Genomic DNA, 17,704 nt, shown 5'->3' on the forward strand with positions numbered 1-17,704 from the left:
CGCCCGCCCGCCGATACGGGATGGCACCGGCCCGCTGCGGTGGCCGTAGAGCTTGGCCAGGTAGACGACGAACGAGCCGTGCAGGACCGACAAGTGCACTGTCTCCCTGGTCGTCTCGTACAGGTCGGCCAGATAGGGCAGCAGCAGGTCGCGGGCGGTCTCGGAGCCCGGTGCGTACACGGCTCGGCCGAGATCGTGCAGGCGCTCGCCGAGCCGGTAGCCGGTGCCCACACGTTCCACGACGCCGTTGCGTTCCAGCATGCCCAGCACACGGTGGGCGGTGGACTTGCTCAGCCGTGACCGGCGGGCCAGCTCGCTGACTCCTGCGCCGGCGTTGGTTCTGTCGCCCAGGGCGACGAGAAGACTGATGGCCTTGTCCACGGCGGCCCGGTCGTCGCGCAGAGGGACGTCGAAGGCGCTGGTCATCTTGTTCACCTCGGCTTCGTGCAACGGTGTCACTTTTGATGAACGCTTTGTCAATCTTCACGTGACAGCATGGGGAACCGGCGGCCGTTCGTCAATAATGACGGGATGTACATTAAAAGTGACACCCTTGATCACGAGAACGACCTCGTCGCGCGCAATGTGCGCCGCTTCCGGCTGGAGCGGGCCATGTCCCTGGGGGAGCTCGCCCGGCGCTCCGGGCTGTCCAAACAGACCCTGTCGAAGATCGAGCAAGGCCTGGGCAATCCGACCGTGGAGACATTGTCCCTGCTCGGGGTCGCGCTGGACGTACCCGCGCGCCGGCTCCTGACCGAGTGGGGGACCCCTGTCTACCTGCAGCGCCAGGCCGAGGGCGAGTGGCGGCACGCGGCCAACTGGACTGAACGCATCCTCGACGAGACCTACGGCTCGGGCTACGTCCGCACCCTCGTCCTCCGCCTGGTGCGTGGGGACAAGGATCCTGAGCCGGTGCAGCCGCACGCGGCGGGCACCCTGCATCATCTCTACGTCGTGACCGGCAAGCTCCGCACGGGTCCGCTGAACGAGCCGGTCGACCTGGCGGCCGGCGACTTCGTCAGGTTTCCCGGCGATGTCCCTCACCGATACGTATGCCTCAGTGAACGGGTCGTCGCCCACATGGTCACCACCATCCCTCAGGTGCGGCAGTTCGGCCCCACCGTCACGAAGGGCGGAGCCGCCGCCCGGGTCTGACCGCCGAGCAGCGAGATGTTCCCGGCCGACAAGTGCGTGCAATCGTCAGGCCCGTCGCGGACCGCCACGTCGGACCATGGCTGCCTTCTCATGTCATGGGACCGGCCTTCGCCCGGTGATCCGCTGACTCCGACCACCGTGGGCGCATGGTGACTTCCTCGGGCACGGTGGGGTCATCAGCCCCGTGCCCGGTGCCCCTCTCCGAAGGCCGAGCATCGCCACCCGCCTCGGTGCCCGCGCCTGCCTCGTCGGTACCACTGTCCTTCATCCAGATATTCTTGCTACTATGCACATAGTTTATGGTCCGCCTCGAAGGCGAAGGGACGCGCGGTGATCAAGAACTTCGAGATGTACGTGGACGGCGCATGGCGATCCTCAGCATCAGGGGAAGTCATCGAGTCGATCAACCCCTACACCCGCGAAGCGTGGGCCACCGTACCCGCTGGAACGGCCGACGATGTAGACGCAGCAGTCTCCGCTGCTGTGCGGGCGTCCGCCGACCCCGGGTGGAGCCGCAACCCGAAGGTGCGCGCGAAGCTGCTGACGCGCCTCGCCGACGCCCTGGCGGTTCAGGCTGACGCGATCGCCGAGATCGAAAGCCGCGACAACGGCAAGGTCATCAACGAAGAGCTGGCCATGAACCGGGCCGTCCCCGGCTGGTATCGCTATGCCGCGGCCGTGGCCGAAACGGCGGCCGGTCAGGTCCCCTATGGCAACGACCCCGCAGTGCTCAGTCTGACTGAACGTGAGCCCTACGGCGTGGTCGGCATTCAGACGCCCTGGAACACGCCTGGCGTTTTGCTGGCCCAGATGGCAAGCATGGCGCTGGCGGCTGGGAACACGATCGTCGTCAAGCCCTCCGAACTTGCGCCGTGTTCATTGCTCGAGTTCGCGCGAGTCGTTCATGAGGTCGGATTCCCGGCAGGTGTGATCAATGTCGTAACGGGCCTGGGCCCGATCGTGGGCCAGGCGTTGTGTGAGCACCCGGGCGTGGACAAACTGACCCTGACGGGCGGCCCCGAGGCGGGCCGGATCGTTGCCGCACAGGCCGCCCGGCGTCTTGTTCCGGCGGTCATGGAGCTTGGTGGAAAGTCTGCCAACCTGGTGTTCCCGGATGCCGACGTCGAGCAGGCGGCTGCTGCCGTGGCGGCTGGTTTCACAAGCGCCGGTGGGCAGAGCTGCGTTGCCGGCACGCGTGTGCTGGTCCATCGCTCCATTCACGACGAAGTGGTCAAGCGCATCGTGAAGCAGTTGGCCGACCTGCGCCTTGGAGACCCCTCCCAGCCCGATACGGACATGGGGCCCCTGTGCACGAGCGACCAGGTACAGCGAGTGCAGTCTTTCGTTGATCGTGGACTTGCTGACGGGGCGACGCTGAGGACGGGCGGACGCACGCGGGCGGAAGAGGGCACCTTCTTCTTCCCGCCGGTGGTCTTCACCGACGTCACACCGGAGATGGCCATCTTCTCCGAAGAGATCTTCGGACCAGTCCTGTCTGTGGTGCCCTTCGACACCGAGGAAGAGGCGATCAGGCTCAACAACGCGACACCGTACGGCCTGGCGGCCGGCGTGTGGACCCGGGACCTCAACCGGGCGCACCGCGTGTCTCGCGCGCTGAAGGCGGGGACCGTCTGGGTGAACCACTATCGCCGCGGTGACGCAGCTTTCCCATTCGGAGGTTACGGCCACAGCGGCTACGGCAGAGTCAACGGAATCGACGGCTACCGCGAGATGTCGCGTACGAAGAGCATCCAGATTCTCCTCGGCGCCGCGGAAAGCTGACCGCTACAGGCCAGCCTGTAGCGGTTACTGCTGGGCACGATCGCAAAGCTCGGCCGGTAGACCTGCTTGCGCAGCCTGTTCAATCCGTTCCCAACGAAAGCCCCTGGCCCAATGCCTAGTTCCATAGAGCATGCCTCCACGTCGACGATCGCCACCCGACTCGCCGAGTGGGTAGTCAATCTGACGTTCGACGAAATGCCGCAGGACGTTGTCGAGATCGCCTGCCGACTCGTCCTCGACCAACTCGGCCTGCAAATCCGCGGCTCGACGCTGCCGAACGTTGCACCCGTCCGTGCGGTGGCCGAACGGCTTGCCGGAGCACCCGACTGCACTGTGACCGGTGCAGCATGGCGCACGACCGCTCCTCACGCCGCGTACGTCAACGGGACGATGGGCCACAGTTGTGAGTTCGACGACGCTCACATGCGCGCCGCGCACGCCACATCGACCGTCATCTCGACCGCGTTCGCGTTCGGCGAGCAACACGGCAGCATGGGGCGCGACATCGTGACCGCGATCGTGGCCGGCCAGCAGGTCATGTCCTTGCTCGGCGCGGTGGCCATGCCGGGCATGCAGGATGCCGGGTGGCATATCTCGAAGGTTCTTGGTGTCTACGGTGCCGCAGCGACGGCGGGTCGCCTCCTCGGGCTGGACGCGGCCCAGCTGTGTAACGCCTTCGGCATCGCCGGAAGTGACGCCGGCGGAACCATGGAGTACGACCGCAGCGGTGGCGAGGTCAAGCGGCTGCACGCGGGATCCGCGGCGCGGCTCGGCAGCGAGGCCGCCCTGCTTGCACAGGCGGGATACACCGGCCCGGCAACCATCTTCGAGGGCCACCGTGGCCTCTTCGCGGTTTTCGCACACGAGACCTCGGTAGCCCGGCTTGAAGAGAGCTGGGGCAAGTGGCAGATCCGCGACACAATGTTCCGGCTCTTCCCCGCCGTGGGCACGATCCATTCACCAATAGCGGCAGTCGCACGGCTCGTCGATGACCACGACATCGACTGGCGTGATGTGAGGGCGATCCGTGTCGGCCTTGACGAACTCTCCTTCGGGCACGGGGCGTCCATCGTGCATCCGCATGACGCGATCTCCGCGCAGTTCAGTCTGGCGTACAGCATCGCGCTCCGCCTGGTGCGTCGCAGCAACCGTGTCGCCGACTACTTTGACCGCTCCAGTTACACCGATCCGGGGATCGCGGCGGTGGCTGACCTCGTCACGCCGTACCTGATGCCCGTCCCTGAGGGGGATCCGATCTTCAGTAGCGACGTCACGATCACGCTTCTGGACGGTACGGAGTACCAGCACTACGAACGCGGCTTCCCGGGGCACACCGTCAACCCTGCCAGCGCCGAACAGGTCCTGGCGAAGTTCCGCAGCAACGTCGAAGACGTTCTTGACCCACAGCAGGCCGACGCTCTGATTGCTCTCACCGCAGATCTGCCCAAGCTGGAGGGGCTAAGGCCGCTGACCGCGCTGCTGAGCGGATGACGAAGGGAACCACGACCCAATCGAGTTAAGCCCCAAGTAGTTGTACGGGGGAGAGCCCGACCGTGCCCGGCCAGCTCATTTGGATGGAATCGGTGGCTGCCTGTAAGCCACTGCGGTGCGAGCCAGCGATTCTTTGAGACGGCAAGAACCGCTGGCTCGCACCACAGACGGTGTACTCACGGAAGGCGCCGGCTTCGGACCCTCCTCAGGCAGTTCTGTGGCAGAGCCGCGGACGCACATCACGGGGCAGCCACCGCTGCTTTCAGCTCTTCGACGCCTCTACCGGTACGACGACGTCGTACCGCTCGAAGCGTCGGCCGCCCTCCACGCCCACCAGTTCCTGGATGCCCTTGCGATCCCTACGGAAGCCGCTTTGCAGGAGGAGCCGCAGCAGCTTCGTCTGGATGCCCTGGGCCTCCTCGCTGCCCTGCTCCCACAAGAGCATCGGCCGGCCCAGACACACGTGCGGGCCGGCCCCGAAAGCCACACCGAAGTGCGCCACCTTGGGGTCGAGCGGCTTGCGGTACGGGTCGTAGGTATCGGCATCCTGGCCGAAGACGGTGCGATCCTGGTTGGCGGCGCCCAGCCAGCTCGCGACCCACGAACCAGCCGGAATGGACCGGCCGGTCGATTCCAGCACCGTGTCGGAAACAGCGATCCGGACCAGGTAGGGACGTGACGAGCGGTGCAAGCGGAGAGTCTCCTTCACCGCCAGGTTCAAGAACTCGCGCTCACCGATGCGCGGCCGGTCCTCGGGATGCGCCTCCAGCCACGGCTGGATGTCGTCCAGCGCCCAGGCAGCTTGCGAGACGGGATTGTTCACCGCGGCGGCCAGCAGGGCCACCGCTTCCCGGAAGATGGGCTCGAGGTCGGGTTCCTCATCGCCGGCGTCGGCGAGCATGCTGGTGAGCAGGTCGGCCGGGAGATCGTCGATGCTCCCACCCTCTTCGGTCACGCGACGCAGAAGCGCTCTGCGCCGTTCGATGCTGGGCAGGAACATCTCCTCGTGCACCTGTTCACGGGCCTCACGGGCCCGGGTGATGATCTTGTCGCGCTCCCCTTCGGGGGCGTACTCGACCATGAGGCTGCCCAGGATGGGAGCGGCCAGCTCCAGAAACCGCTCCACCCGCTCGTCGCTGTCGACGTTGTCGATGCCGACGAACGCTGCGGTGACACGCCAGATGATGCGGCGGCAGAAATCGATGAGGTCGAAGTGGAAGGCTCCGTCGCGCGGCGACACCGTCTCCTTGACATGAGCGAGGTGGTGGGCGAAGACCTCGTCCAACAGATGCCCCTGGGCACCCCACGGCTGCGTTGGGGTGAGCATCTTCATCAGTGCGCGCCTGCGCTGAAGATGCTCACGCCCGTCGATGGCGACGAGAGTGCCGTGGACGAACTCATCGGACTCGGCCTTCGTGCCGTTCAGGACGAAATCCCGGCCTCGGCGCAGGACCTCCTCCACCTCGCGATACTCGGTGAGCTGGATGAAGGTCTCGGGTTGCCACGTGTTGCTCAGGCTCATGATGTAACCCTCTCGGTTGTACTGGCCGCTCGAGCGCTGGTCGGACCCGTCCCATCCAGGGAAGCGGCGTCGATGTCGGGCTGGTGGCGGGTTCCGTCTGCGGCTCGCTGATGGGCCCGCCGGAAGTCGTCGGAGTCCTGGCCGAGAGTGGGGGCCGGTGCCAGGTCCGAGGGATGCCTGCCGTCGAACAGGAACGGGGCGCGGACCGACCGAACCGCCCCCTCTGTCGGATGCTCCTCCTCGCGGAACAGCGCCGCCGACAGCAAGTGCGGGTCCTCGAGCAGATCGGAGAACGACCGTACGGGAGCGTGGGGCACGTCGATGCGGTTGAGGATCTCGAGCCACTCTGCTGTGGTCCGATGCCGAAGCGCTGCAGCCACCAAGGCGTACACATCGTCGATGTTCGCCGTCCGTCCGGAAAGCGTGGCGTACTTGGGGTCGGTGACGAGGTCGTCACGGCCTACTGTGCGCAAGAACGCCGCCCAGTGCCGGTCGGTGTAGAGCATCAGGCTGATGTGGCCGTCCCGGGTGGGGAAGGGCCTGCGGTGAGGTGATGCGGTCCTCGGGTACAGAGCGGGGCCGGTAGCCGGTCGGTAGGTGAGACCACCGAGCTGCTCGACGGTGGCGAAGGCCACCATGGTTTCGAACATGGGGATCTTGACCGTGCGGCACTGCCCGCCTCTCGCTCGGGATGCCAGCTCCGCGCAGATCGCGAGTGCGGCGTACATGCCGGCCGTCTTGTCGGCCACAGCGGTGCGGACGTACGCCGGTTCGCCCCCGTTGCCCTGCACCCACGCCATACCGGATGCCGCCTGGATCGTGTCGTCGTAGGCCGGCCGGCTCTCGTAGGGGCCTGGCCCGAACCCGACCAGTTCGCACAACAGCGCTTCGGAGCCGACCTCGGACAGCTTCTCCGCCGTGAGTCCCAGCCGCTCTGCCGCCTGCGGCCGCATGTTGTGCACGACCACGTCGTAATGCGGCAGGGAACCCATCAGCAGTTCGCGGTCGGATTCCTGGGAGAAGTCGAGCACTATCGAGCGCTTGCCGGCGTTGAGGGCCAGGAAGATCGGGGACATCGCGGGCGTCCGACCAGGGGTCAGATGCCGGACGACGTCACCGGCGGCAGGCTCGACCTTGTCGACCCGGGCGCCGAGTTGAGCCAGCAGCAGTGTGCAGAAGGGCCCCGACATCGTGCCGGTCAGGTCGAGAACGCGCAACCCGTCGAGTGGGCCCCGCACGTTCCCATCCGGGGGCGCCGACGCGTGAGCAGTCACTTGGCCGCTGTTCATTCAGTACCCCGCCGGAGGCTCATAGACGTCCTTCGCCCGGATCGTGCGCACGAACGTCCTGGGGATGTGCGTTGCCGGGTCGACTGTCCCGTGCTCGAAGCAGAACTCCACTCCCAGCCCTTCCGGCAGCCCCTCGAAATAGAAGCCGATCGACCCAGACGTCTCATGCCGGATGAGGTCGTCCCGCAGCTCCAGCCCGGCACGGCGGACCAGGGCACGGGCGCGCATCACATCGTCGAAGGTCTGCGTCTGGAAACACACGTGGTTCACCACGCGCGCCGCGCCGGGACGCCGCTGTAGGACCAGCGAGTGGTGGGCGCCGTCGGACGCGTGCAGGAAGGCCGTGGTGTCCTCGATGAAGTCCGAGACCCCAAAACCCAGGACATCGCTGTAGAAGGCCAGGGCTGCATCGAAGTCCGAGGCCGAGACGGCGACGTGCAGAAGGCGTTCCAGCTGCGCCCATTTCGGCTGCTGACCGCCTGCGATGCCGGCCATACCGCGGAAGATCTCGACCTCGGTACCGTCCATGTCGACGAACCGGACGGCTTCCCGCACGAAGTCTTCCCGGAAGTTCCTCAAGCGTTCGAAGTTCACCTCCGCGCTGGCCAGGGCTTTTTCGACGTCCTCGAAGACGGCCGCCTTGTCGAGTTCGAAGGCCATCTTCAGCAGTCCCGTGGGCCGCAAAGGATCCCGACGTAGCTCCACCCAGTGGTGCTCGCCGGCGCCGCCGAGGAATGCCCGGTTCTCTGAGCGGCCGTTGAGCTGCAACTGGCCAGGGCCCTCGAAGAGTTCAACCGCGGCCGCCAGGTCGTCGACGTTCAAGGTGATGTAACCGAGGCGGGACACAAGCATCTTTGACTCCAGGGGACGAAAGCCAAACTCCGAAACATGACTACTATGCATATATTCACCTGAATAGGGAAGAGCGGGAGACAAGCCCCTCCGAGGTGTCAGAAGGCTGCGGGGGACTCCTGTTGTGGTTCTTCGAAGCGGGCGAGCCGAACGATCAAGGGCACGGCACCGGCAATCCGGGCTCGCTCCTCAGATGTGAACTCGTCCTCCAGCACCCTTGCGATCCAGTTCTCGCGGGCGGTGCGGTCTGCGGCGAGTTCTGCGCGGCCCTTGTCGGTGAGGGACACGTGGACGTTGCGTCGGTCGGTGGCATCGCGCTCGCGGGTGACGAGGCCGCGTTGTTCGAGGGTGATGAGGCTGGACCAGACGGTCTGGGGGCGTAGGCCGTTGTCGGCGGCCAGTTCGCTGGCGGTGGCCTGTCCGTGTCGGGCCAGGCCGCTCAGCAGGGCGCTTTGGGACCAGGTCAGGGTCGTTCCGCTCTCCTGGCGGACGCGCCGGATAAGTTGTCCTGCCGCGTCGCGGATCGCTGCCGCGAGTGCCGCCGCATCCTGCTCCGCACCCATGGCCGGCGCATCAAATGCGGCACGGTGGTGCAGCTCCCGATGTTCTTCGCCATGGTCGAGAAGCCGTCCGGACCCGCGGCGCTGCCTGTCGCGGGGCCATGGCGGGGAAGAACTCACCAGTTGAGGTTCTTAAGGACGAGTCGGCGCAGGGTGCGGGGGTTGTGGTCGATCTGGCCGGTGCGGGCGTGCTGAACGGTCCGGTTGTTGAACAGTACGAGGTCGTCGACCTCGTAGTGGTGGGTGTAGGTGTTGGACTCGTCGTACAGCGCAGCGAAGAGCGTCTGCAGCAGTTCCTCCCCCTCTTCGGAGTTCGGGCCGTACTCAGCGATGTGGCTGGTGTTGAACTCGTTGACGAAAAGGGCCTTCTTGCCGGTGTGCGGGATGGTGATCACAATCGAGTGCTCTGTGGCCTGGATGTCCGACAGGTCGGAGCCCTCGGGGTAGTCGGACAGCCGCATCCGCTTCTGCTCGGCATCCTTGTCGTTGGGGTCGAACATGTTGTACGCGTGCAGGTTCTCGATCTTGGCCTTGATGTCCTCAGGCAGGTTCTCGTAGGCGCGCACGGTGTTGGCGAAGGCGGTGGGCGGCGAGGTCGGCGAGACGTCCTGGGCGTACAGGCAGGTGCCGGCTGCGACGTCCTCGCGGTAGGCGCCGTCGTTGTGGAAGAGCAGACGGCGGCTGCCGGCGAGGCTCGGGTTGTCCTTGAGGACGTTGGAGAGGTATTCGACGGTGGTGCCCCAGCGGAATGTGTGCAGGTCGCCCAGGGTGGTCACGAACCGGTCCTGGTCCTCGTCGGCGAGCTTTTGGCCGCGGACGAGCAGAACGCCGCCGGTGTCGAAGGCGTGGCGCAGGACTGTGACCTCCTCCGTGTTGAAGGGCTTCGACATGTCCAGATCCTGGAGCTCGACGCCGATGTTGCCGTTGAGCGGGACTGCCTTCATGGGGATGCCTTCCTTCAGTGATGCCTCGACGCCGCTTCGGAGGAGGGCGGAGCGACGGGTGCCGGGCCTGGCTGCGACAGCTGACGTTCAGGTGACCTGAACGTTCATTGCTGATCATATTAAGAAGGGTTTCGCGCTCTGGCAAGGGTTGGGAGGATCGGATTCCCGGACAGATCCAGAGTCAACGGGCTCCGCGCCCTATACCGCCCGGACTGAATACCTGCCATTGGTGATCACAGGTGTCAGAGTAAGATGAACTGAATCAGTGGGAAGGGGAATCATTGTGGCCGGTCCCGTACAGAGACCGATGAAGCAGTCCGAGATCGTGGCGCGCGAGATTACCAAGCAGATCGTGTCCGAGCGACTGCCTGAGGGGACCAGGCTTCCCACCGAGCGCGAGATGCTTGAGGCTTATGGCGTCGGCCGCAGCACGCTGCGGGAGGCGCTGCGACTGTTGGAGAGCCGAGGTGTTCTCACCGTCCGACCCGGGCGGGACGGAGGCCCTGTCGTCCGGCGCCCGCGGGCCTCGGACCTCGGGGAAGCGCTGACTCTGCTGATGCAGTTCGAAGGCGTGCCGTTCTCCGAAGTCTTCGCGGCCCGGCAGGCGCTCGAGCCCAGGCTGGCGCGTATGGCGGCAGAGAACGTGGACGACGAGACGTTGGCGGCCATGGCGGCCTCCAATGACCGGATGGGCTCCGACATCGACGACCGTCAGCTGTTCCGTGAGGAGAACTTCAGGTTCCATGAACTGATCGCATCGGCGGCCAACAGCCCGTTGCTCGAGCTGTTCTGCGCAGCGCTTGAATCGGTAGCCGACGGCGTGGCGTTCGGAGTGGTCGCCGGCGACTTCACGCACGGTCACCGGGTGCTGGCACTTGAGGCCCACCGCAACCTGCTCAAGGCGCTCCGGGCGCGAGACCCGGAGGCTGCAGAGGAGGCCATGCGGGTTCACCTCGAGGAGGGCCGTGCCTCCTGGATGGCGGCATATCGCGAATTGTCGCGCCAGCCTGTCCAGTGGTCATCGCTCGTGACGCCAGGAACGCGGATGGAGCGCTGACCGGAGGGCCATCGCTCTGGTGTGCGTGCGGGCCGCCGCTGCGCTTCGCCTCCTCGACAGGCGCAGTGCGGTGGCCGCTCTCATTATTCGGGTAGAGCGGTCAATCTGCGGCGAGCCAGGATCGAGGCCGTTCCCGCCGCAGCCGCCCGAACTGACGTCGAGTGCTTGTCCGGCCGGAACCTCGTTGACGGCCCAGTGACAGAAATGGCGGCGAGCGGCCGGTCGTTGGCATCCAGGACCGCAGCAGCGATGCATGCGATGCCGGGCACGGACTCCTCGTACTCATAGGCCACGCCCTGCCCGACGACCTGTTCCAACTGCCTACGAAGAAGGCCCGGCGCCACCACTGTGCGGGGGGTCCGTCGATCGAGCGGCCCGGACAGCGCCTCGTCGACAATGTGCTGAGGGGCGTGGGCCAATAGCGCCTTGCCGATGGCGGTGCAGTAGAGCGGCATCCGCCCGCCGAGGCGCGTGGGCGTGGGCGCCTGTCGGTGACCGCCGATCTTCGAGATGTACACAACCTCGGTGCCTTCGAGGATCCCCAGGTGAACGGTCTCCTGAGTGCGCAGGAGCAGGTCCTGCATGAACGGGATGGCCACCTCGATGAGGCTTCGCTCGGGGGCAGCCAGCATGCCCAGTTCGAACAGTCCCCGGCCCAGGCGATAGCCCCGTTCCGTGGCGGCGAGCATTCTGGCCACCACCAGATCCTGGGCGATGCGGTGGACAGTCGCCTTGGGCAGTCCCGTCCGGCGCGTCAGCTCGGACAGTCCCACGCCTCGGTCCTCGGCGCGAAAAGACTGCAGGATGCGCATCGTCCTGCCCAGCACGGAGCGGTCGTCGTCGGGGCGTATGTCGGGCATCGGCACCTCTTGGCTTTCCGGTCCACCCAGTGGACCACAGTCGTGGCAGTAAGGACAGATCGGCATGTGCACTGGGAGGACGAACGAAGGAGTTATGCATGTCGCCTGAGCAAGCTCTCGGCGCGAAGCGGTCGCCAGTATCGGACTCAGTGATCGCTGAGGCTGCCGACCGGCTGGCCACAGCCGCGTCGACCGGCGTGACCTGCGCGCCGGTCCGCGACCTGATCGGTCCGGACGACATCGCCGCCGCGTACCGAATCCAGCAGATGTTCAATCGGCTCCGCGCCCACGACACGGCCACAGTCGGCCGCAAGATCGGGGCCACCTCCAAGGCCGTACAGGCCCAACTCGGTGTAGACCAACCCGATTTCGGGGTGCTCTATGCCGACATGCAGTACAGCGATGGTGACGTAATACCGATGGACCGGTTGCTGCAGCCGAGGGTTGAGGCCGAAGTGGCTTTCGTACTGGAGGCCGATCTGACGGACGGCCCCCTGGACGTCGCCCAGTGCCGAGCGGCTGTCGCTTACGCCGTGCCGGCTCTCGAGATCGTCGACAGCCGGATCACCGACTGGGACATCTCCTTTGCCGACACCGTCGCCGACAACGCCTCCAGTGGCCTTTACGTACTGGGAACCCAGCGACGCACGCTGGAGGAATTTGAGCCAGTCGACGTGATCATGGGGCTGAAGGTCGATGACGGGTTGGTGTCCTCGGGGGACGGCGCCGCGTGCCTGGGTGATCCTCTCAACGCCCTCGCGTGGCTGGCCAAGCGGGCGCGCGAGTTCGGCGACCCGCTGACCGCCGGCCAGGTCATCCTCTCCGGATCCCTCGGCCCGCTCGCCATGGTGCGACCCGGCTCGGCAGTGAAGGCGACCATCAAATCGCTCGGAACCGTGTCCGCCACGTTCACCGATGGGATCACCGGCCCGCAGCAGGAGGTAAGCCAGTGACTGACACGCAGAAGACGAAGGTTGCGATCATCGGTTCCGGAAACATCGGGACAGATCTGATGATCAAGGTGATCCGTCATTCCAAGCACCTGGAGATGGGGGCGATGGTCGGGATTGATCCGGCCTCCGACGGGCTGGCGCGCGCCGCCCGCCTCAAGGTTCCCACCACTCACGAGGGCGTCGAAGGCCTGATGGCCATGCCCGGCTTCTCGGACATCAAGATCATCTTCGATGCGACCTCTGCCAAGGCACACGTCGACAACCATGCCAAGCTGGCTCCGCTCGGAAAGCGACTGATCGACCTCACGCCGGCCGCGATTGGCCCGTTCGTCGTGCCCGCGGTCAATCTCGACGAATACATCGACGCCCCGAACGTGAACATGGTGACGTGCGGAGGCCAGGCCACCATCCCGATTGTGGCGGCCGTCTCCCGAGTGGTTCCGGTGGCGTACGCGGAGATCGTCGCCTCGATCGCGTCACGCTCGGCCGGCCCGGGTACGCGCGCCAACATCGACGAGTTCACTGAGACGACCTCGCACGCCATCCAGGCCGTCGCCGGCGCAGAGCGCGGCAAGGCCGTCATCATCCTCAACCCGGCCGAGCCGCCCCTCATCATGCGCGACACCGTCTTCTGCCTGGTGGATGCCGAGGATGCAGCCAGCCACGAACGCATCCGCTCTTCAGTCGCCAAGATGGTCGGCGACGTCGCCGCCTACGTACCCGGCTACCGGCTCAAGCAGGCGGTGCAGATCGACCCGGTTCCCGAAGACCAGCCGGTGCACACCCTTCTCGCCCCCGACTCCAAGAGCCGGCCCACGCACCGTGTTTCCGTGTTCCTCGAGGTGGAGGGCGCGGCCCATTACCTGCCTGCCTACGCCGGAAACCTCGACATCATGACCTCCGCCGGGCTCCAGGTGGCCGAGCGGATCGCCCAGCAGGAGGAGAGCCCGCGATGAGCCAGGTGAATCTGTTCGTTCAGGACGTCACCCTGCGCGACGGGATGCATGCTGTCCGGCATCGCATCAGTCCGCAGGACGTCGGCCGTATCGTCGCGGCCCTCGATGCGGCCGGAGTCGACGCGATCGAGGTTGCGCACGGTGATGGCCTCGCGGGCAGCACGCTCAACTACGGCCCCGGCTCCAACAGCGACTGGGAATGGATTGAGGCCGCGTCTGCCCACATCACCCGTGCACGCCTGACCACGCTGCTGTTGCCGGGCGTCGGGACGATCGAAGATCTCAAGCGCGCCCACGACTTGGGGGTGCGGTCGGTGCGGATCGCGACGCACTGCACCGAGGCTGACGTGTCGGCCCAGCACATCGCCACCGCGCGCGAGATCGGGATGGACGTTGCAGGCTTCCTGATGATGAGCCACATGGCTCCGCCGGCGGAACTGGCCAAGCAGGCCAAGCTCATGGAGAGTTACGGCGCGCACTGCGTGTACGTCACAGACTCCGGCGGCAGGCTGACCATGGACGGAGTCCGTGACCGCGTCCAGGCGTACCGCGATGTCCTCGACAGCACCACGGAGATCGGGATTCACGCCCACGAGAACCTTTCGCTTTCGGTGGCGAACTCCGTCGTGGCGGTCGAAAACGGAGTCTTCCGCGTCGATGCCTCGCTCGCAGGGCACGGCGCCGGAGCCGGCAACTGCCCGATCGAAGCTTTTGTCGCGGTGGCCGATCTGCTGGGATGGAAGCACGGCTGTGACGTGTTCGCGCTGCAGGACGCCGCGGACGACCTGGTGCGTCCCCTGCAGGACCGCCCGGTGCGAGTGGACAGGGAGACGCTGACCCTGGGCTACGCCGGCGTCTACTCCAGCTTCCTCAGGCACGCGGAGGTCGCCGGCGCCCGGTACGGCATCGATGTGCGCACCATCCTCGTGGAAGCCGGGCGGAGGGGTCTGGTCGGTGGTCAGGAAGACATGATCGTCGACATCGCCCTCGACCTTGTGACCGGACGGAACAGCAGCGACGGCTGACATTACGGCAGCGATGAAATCCGGTTCGATGCCGCGATGATGCCGGAGAGCCCGAGGCAGGCCATCGCTTTTCGAGTCGGCTCCCAAGACCGTAACCAGGTCTTGGGAGCCGACTCATGAAGGGGTCGGATCAAACCGCCGCCGGCATCCGACAGCAGACCGGCCCCTCCTCGTTGCTTCTCAGAGTGTGTCGGCCCACTCCTTGACGGAGAGAACGTCCGCCTGAGCCGGGAAGACCTTGTTCATCAGGACCTGGTGCACCTCGGCATCGGGGTCCGCGCACGCGTCGGAGAGCACCGTTATCTCGAAATCGGCGTCGCTGGCCTCTCGAACGGTGGAGAGTACGACCCCGCTGGTGACGAGTCCGGCCAGCACGAGCCGGGAGGCCCCCAGGCCTGCCAGTACTCCCGAGAGATCGCTGCCGGCGAAGGCGCTGACACGGCGCTTGGTGACCACGATGTCCTGGGCAGTGGCTCCCAGGGCGGAGTGGACCTGCGTGGTGGGCTCGGTCTCGACGAAGACGTCGCCGTATCCGGACAGCGGGGCCATGCCCTTGTTGTTGGGGCTGAGTTCCGGATAGCCGGGGCGGAACGCCACACGTACGAAGATGACAGGCACCTTCGCCTTGCGCGCGGCCGTTACGGCCCTGGTGGCTGCGGCGAGAGCGGGGCTCTCATCTCCGCCGACCGCCCCGAGGACGGCCGGCTGGAAGTCCATGACGAGCAGAGCCTCGTCGCTCATGAGTCTTTCCTCTCTGTGCTGCCCCGCTGGTTCGGTTGCCAAGCGGGTGAATTGGGGAGGGCCTGGCGCCCTCATGGGGAGGAAACCGGGCGTCGGGTCAGCCGAGCACCGGTCCGGCCTCCATGCCTCCGTCGACGAGGAGATCGGTGCCAGTCACCCATGAGCTCTCGTCCGAGGCCAGGTAGAGCGCCGCCTGAGCGATGTCACGAGGCTGTCCGCTCCGCGGGATCGGCATCTTGGCGAAGAAGTCCGGCCCCACGCTGCTCATGAAGGCACGGGACATGGGTGTGTCCACCTGGCCCGGCACTACGGAGTTGACACGGATACCGGAGTTCGCGAAGTCGAGCGCGGCACATCGGACCAGTGCCGCCATCGCAGCCTTGCTCGCGGAGTAAGGAGCCAGCCCAGGGCACCCGAACGTCACGCCTGCCATGGAGGTCACCACGACGATCGAGCCCTTGCGCCCTTCGCGCATGCCGGGAGCCACGGCTTGGATGCCGTGCAGCGTGCCCATGGTGTTGACGGCCAGAGAGCGCTCCAAGTCCTCAGGGCCGCAGGTGTCGACCGTGCCGCCCACCATGATCCCCGCAGTGTGCACCAGAATGTCAGGTGCGGCGCCGAAGTACGATCGGCAGGTGTCGACGGCCTGCTTCCACTGGACCGGCTCGCGTACGTCGGTGGCGATGAACTCTGCCGCGGGGCCCAGGGACTGAGTCACGGCCTTCCCTTCCGAACTGGGGAGGTCGCAGATCATGACCGAGGCGCCCTCGGCGACGAAGAGCTGGGCGACGGCGCGCCCGATTCCACCGCCTCCGCCGGAGACAAGCGCGATACGCCCGCGCAGACGGCCACTGCCTGCGTGGGCCTGGGGCGACTCCACGCTGCTCTCGGATTGGTCCTGAAGGCGAGCCATCGCGGCCTCCTCGTCCCGACGCCTAGCGCTGTCCCTGCGCACGACGCGTGGCGACTTAAACATGCCTATCATAGGTCTGTTCATGGACTTGCACGGTAAGGCCGGCGCGGGTGGGGAGTCAATGTGCTCGCACGAGACTGCTGGTCGAAGTTCCACTCCAGCTGCTGTGGCAAATATTGACAATTATATGCATGGTCAGCAGGATGTGGCTCACTGCTGAAGGCCGCGGGCAGACTCATCTGCGAGGAATTCCATGACTTTTTGTGCCAGAGGCGGCGCAGGCCTGGGACGTCCTCCGTACGCCACAAAGCATGGATCCGTGTGGGGCTGAGCAAGGATGCGCCCGACCCCAACGGTCCTGGTCCTTCCCGGCCGCTTCCTGCCCAAGAGCGGCAGCGTGGCGGCCAACGGCATGCCGATCGGGGAACCGCGGGCTCCCACGGAGCCGGAGGCCGGCTGTCTTCTGGCTGCGCGCTGCCGGGGCCGCGCACGGAAGCCCTCACCGCCCGGGTGTGCCGCGTATCGGTTCCTGAGAAGGGACGGCGCCGCCTCGCTGGCGGACCGCCACGATTTTCCGACGGCCCGCCGTGCCCGATCCGCAGTCGGCCACCCCTCACCTCTGCCTGAGCATCCGGCAACGCCCACTACGAACAACAGGAGCCACCAATGAAGGTCGGAGTCATCGGTCTGGGGAACATGGGCACGCAGATCGCCATGGCGATCAACCGCGCCGGGTTCGACACATACGTCTACGACATCCGGCCCGAGGCGGCTGCGAAGCTCGTAGAGCAGGGCGCCCACAGCGTCTCCTCGATCAAGGAACTTGCCCAGCAGGCAGACGTGGTCGGAGTAGTGGTACTCAACGAGCAGCAGGTGAGCGAGGTTGCCGTCGAGGTGGCCTCGGCCGGTCTCTCGCGCACCCTTGTCATCCACAGCACCGTCACCCCGATGTTCGTCCAGGCGCTGTCGGAACGGCTCGCCCCTCATCAGGTTGCTGTTGTCGACGCTGCTGTGGCCGGCGGGGTCGCCCGTGCGCGCACAGGCGACCTCACGGTCATGGTGGGCGGAGACGATGACGTCGTCGCTGACTTGTCAGGGATCTTCGATGCCATTGGGCGGGACGTTTTCCATGCGGGGCGCGCTGGAGCCGGGTCTGCGATGAAGCTCGCCGTCAACTTCATGACGATCGCGAGCTTCGCGCTGCAGACGGAGGCCATGGAGTTCGTCCGCGCCTATGGCATCACCGAGGACGCGCTCAGCTCCGTCCTCACCACCAGCTCAGCTGACTCCCGCGCCGTGCGCACATGGGGATTCCACGATCGGCTCCGGCGTACCGCGGCACCGGGCACCGCACCCGCACACGAGGTGATGCACAAGGACATCAGCTCGTTCGCTACTGCCGGAGGCCGGGCCGGTCTGCTGCTGCCCCTCGCTACGGTGGCGGCTGAGACGCTGCTGGGCAAGGTGGCTGAACGGGACCGCTACCTGGACAGCCTTGGTGACGTCACCCCCATTCCGAGGTGCACCGTGTGCAGCCTCGAACTGATCCCTCCCTTCCGCGAGGCCGGCGTTCATCCCGAGTGCGCCAGGGCCTGACATGCGGC

At 66.2% G+C, this 17,704-nt stretch carries 17 protein-coding genes; 8 read left to right on the plus strand and 9 right to left on the minus strand.

Annotation, left to right across the window (positions count from 1 at the left end; translation table 11 throughout):
• The coding region (locus GA0115259_RS04755; RefSeq protein ID WP_141716450.1) for a helix-turn-helix domain-containing protein at window positions 1-426 on the minus strand (426 nt) is incomplete at its 3' end.
• 69 nt (window positions 427-495) lie between these two features.
• Here GA0115259_RS04755 and GA0115259_RS04760 point away from each other — a divergent pair.
• From GA0115259_RS04760 to GA0115259_RS04770, 3 genes are all read left to right on the plus strand, one after another.
• Window positions 496-1,155 (plus strand): helix-turn-helix domain-containing protein, encoded by a 660-nt coding sequence (locus GA0115259_RS04760; protein ID WP_237539762.1) that lies wholly within the window; start codon window positions 496-498, stop codon window positions 1,153-1,155.
• Window positions 1,156-1,485: 330 nt separating this feature from the next.
• A complete protein-coding gene (locus GA0115259_RS04765; RefSeq protein WP_093591270.1) occupies window positions 1,486-2,937 on the plus strand; it encodes an aldehyde dehydrogenase family protein in 1,452 nt (483 codons plus the stop codon).
• Window positions 2,938-3,048: 111 nt separating this feature from the next.
• Window positions 3,049-4,428 carry an MmgE/PrpD family protein gene (locus tag GA0115259_RS04770; RefSeq protein ID WP_093591273.1) on the plus strand — a complete coding sequence of 460 codons (1,380 nt, stop codon included), beginning with the start codon at window positions 3,049-3,051 and terminating at the stop codon, window positions 4,426-4,428.
• Window positions 4,429-4,690: 262 nt separating this feature from the next.
• Here GA0115259_RS04770 and GA0115259_RS04775 read toward each other — a convergent pair whose 3' ends face one another.
• The 5 genes from GA0115259_RS04775 to GA0115259_RS04795 form a co-directional block, all read right to left on the minus strand.
• Entirely contained in the window at window positions 4,691-5,950 is a 1,260-nt protein-coding gene (locus GA0115259_RS04775) for a cytochrome P450 (protein ID WP_093591276.1), read from the minus strand.
• Window positions 5,947-7,239, minus strand: coding sequence for a CaiB/BaiF CoA transferase family protein (locus tag GA0115259_RS04780; RefSeq protein ID WP_093591279.1), 1,293 nt, complete (start codon window positions 7,237-7,239; stop codon window positions 5,947-5,949). Before GA0115259_RS04780 ends, GA0115259_RS04775 begins: the two co-directional genes overlap by 4 nt.
• On the minus strand, window positions 7,240-8,091 hold the full coding sequence (locus GA0115259_RS04785) for a VOC family protein (RefSeq protein ID WP_161230288.1): 852 nt from the start codon (window positions 8,089-8,091) through the stop codon (window positions 7,240-7,242).
• A 98-nt stretch (window positions 8,092-8,189) separates the two neighbouring features.
• On the minus strand, window positions 8,190-8,654 hold the full coding sequence (locus tag GA0115259_RS04790; RefSeq protein ID WP_093591285.1) for a MarR family winged helix-turn-helix transcriptional regulator: 465 nt from the start codon (window positions 8,652-8,654) through the stop codon (window positions 8,190-8,192).
• 113 nt (window positions 8,655-8,767) lie between these two features.
• Window positions 8,768-9,595, minus strand: coding sequence for a TauD/TfdA dioxygenase family protein (locus GA0115259_RS04795; RefSeq protein ID WP_093591288.1), 828 nt, complete (start codon window positions 9,593-9,595; stop codon window positions 8,768-8,770).
• 307 nt (window positions 9,596-9,902) lie between these two features.
• Here GA0115259_RS04795 and GA0115259_RS04800 point away from each other — a divergent pair, with 307 nt between their 5' ends.
• Window positions 9,903-10,652, plus strand: coding sequence for a FadR/GntR family transcriptional regulator (locus GA0115259_RS04800; protein WP_093591291.1), 750 nt, complete (start codon window positions 9,903-9,905; stop codon window positions 10,650-10,652).
• Window positions 10,653-10,735: 83 nt separating this feature from the next.
• Here GA0115259_RS04800 and GA0115259_RS04805 read toward each other — a convergent pair whose 3' ends face one another.
• Complete coding sequence (locus tag GA0115259_RS04805; RefSeq protein ID WP_093591330.1) at window positions 10,736-11,512, minus strand: IclR family transcriptional regulator; 777 nt, start codon at window positions 11,510-11,512, stop codon at window positions 10,736-10,738.
• 98 nt (window positions 11,513-11,610) lie between these two features.
• Here GA0115259_RS04805 and GA0115259_RS04810 point away from each other — a divergent pair, with 98 nt between their 5' ends.
• The 3 genes from GA0115259_RS04810 to dmpG are packed head-to-tail and all read left to right on the plus strand — an operon-like array spanning window position 11,611 to window position 14,446.
• Complete coding sequence (locus tag GA0115259_RS04810) at window positions 11,611-12,465, plus strand: 2-keto-4-pentenoate hydratase (protein ID WP_093591294.1); 855 nt, start codon at window positions 11,611-11,613, stop codon at window positions 12,463-12,465.
• 59 nt (window positions 12,466-12,524) lie between these two features.
• The gene (locus GA0115259_RS04815; protein ID WP_237539765.1) at window positions 12,525-13,421 is read left to right on the plus strand and encodes an acetaldehyde dehydrogenase (acetylating); all 897 of its coding nucleotides are present in this window, start codon (window positions 12,525-12,527) and stop codon (window positions 13,419-13,421) included.
• Window positions 13,418-14,446, plus strand: a complete 1,029-nt coding sequence (gene dmpG / locus GA0115259_RS04820; protein WP_093591300.1) for a 4-hydroxy-2-oxovalerate aldolase — start codon at window positions 13,418-13,420, stop codon at window positions 14,444-14,446. The genes GA0115259_RS04815 and dmpG overlap by 4 nt, the downstream gene beginning before the upstream one ends.
• 180 nt (window positions 14,447-14,626) lie before the next feature.
• Here the strand turns inward: dmpG and GA0115259_RS04825 are convergent, their stop codons facing one another.
• Both GA0115259_RS04825 and GA0115259_RS04830 read right to left on the minus strand, forming a co-directional pair.
• Window positions 14,627-15,187, minus strand: a complete 561-nt coding sequence (locus tag GA0115259_RS04825; protein ID WP_093591303.1) for a cysteine hydrolase family protein — start codon at window positions 15,185-15,187, stop codon at window positions 14,627-14,629.
• A gap of 97 nt (window positions 15,188-15,284) precedes the next feature.
• Entirely contained in the window at window positions 15,285-16,100 is an 816-nt protein-coding gene (locus tag GA0115259_RS04830) for an SDR family NAD(P)-dependent oxidoreductase (protein ID WP_161230289.1), read from the minus strand.
• A gap of 666 nt (window positions 16,101-16,766) precedes the next feature.
• Between GA0115259_RS04830 and GA0115259_RS04835 the strand changes: the two genes are divergently transcribed.
• The gene (locus GA0115259_RS04835; protein WP_093591309.1) at window positions 16,767-17,696 is read left to right on the plus strand and encodes an NAD(P)-dependent oxidoreductase; all 930 of its coding nucleotides are present in this window, start codon (window positions 16,767-16,769) and stop codon (window positions 17,694-17,696) included.
• Window positions 17,697-17,704 lie beyond the last annotated feature (8 nt).

Source organism: Streptomyces sp. MnatMP-M17, assembly GCF_900091995.1.
Taxonomy (GTDB): Bacteria; Actinomycetota; Actinomycetes; order Streptomycetales; family Streptomycetaceae; genus Streptomyces.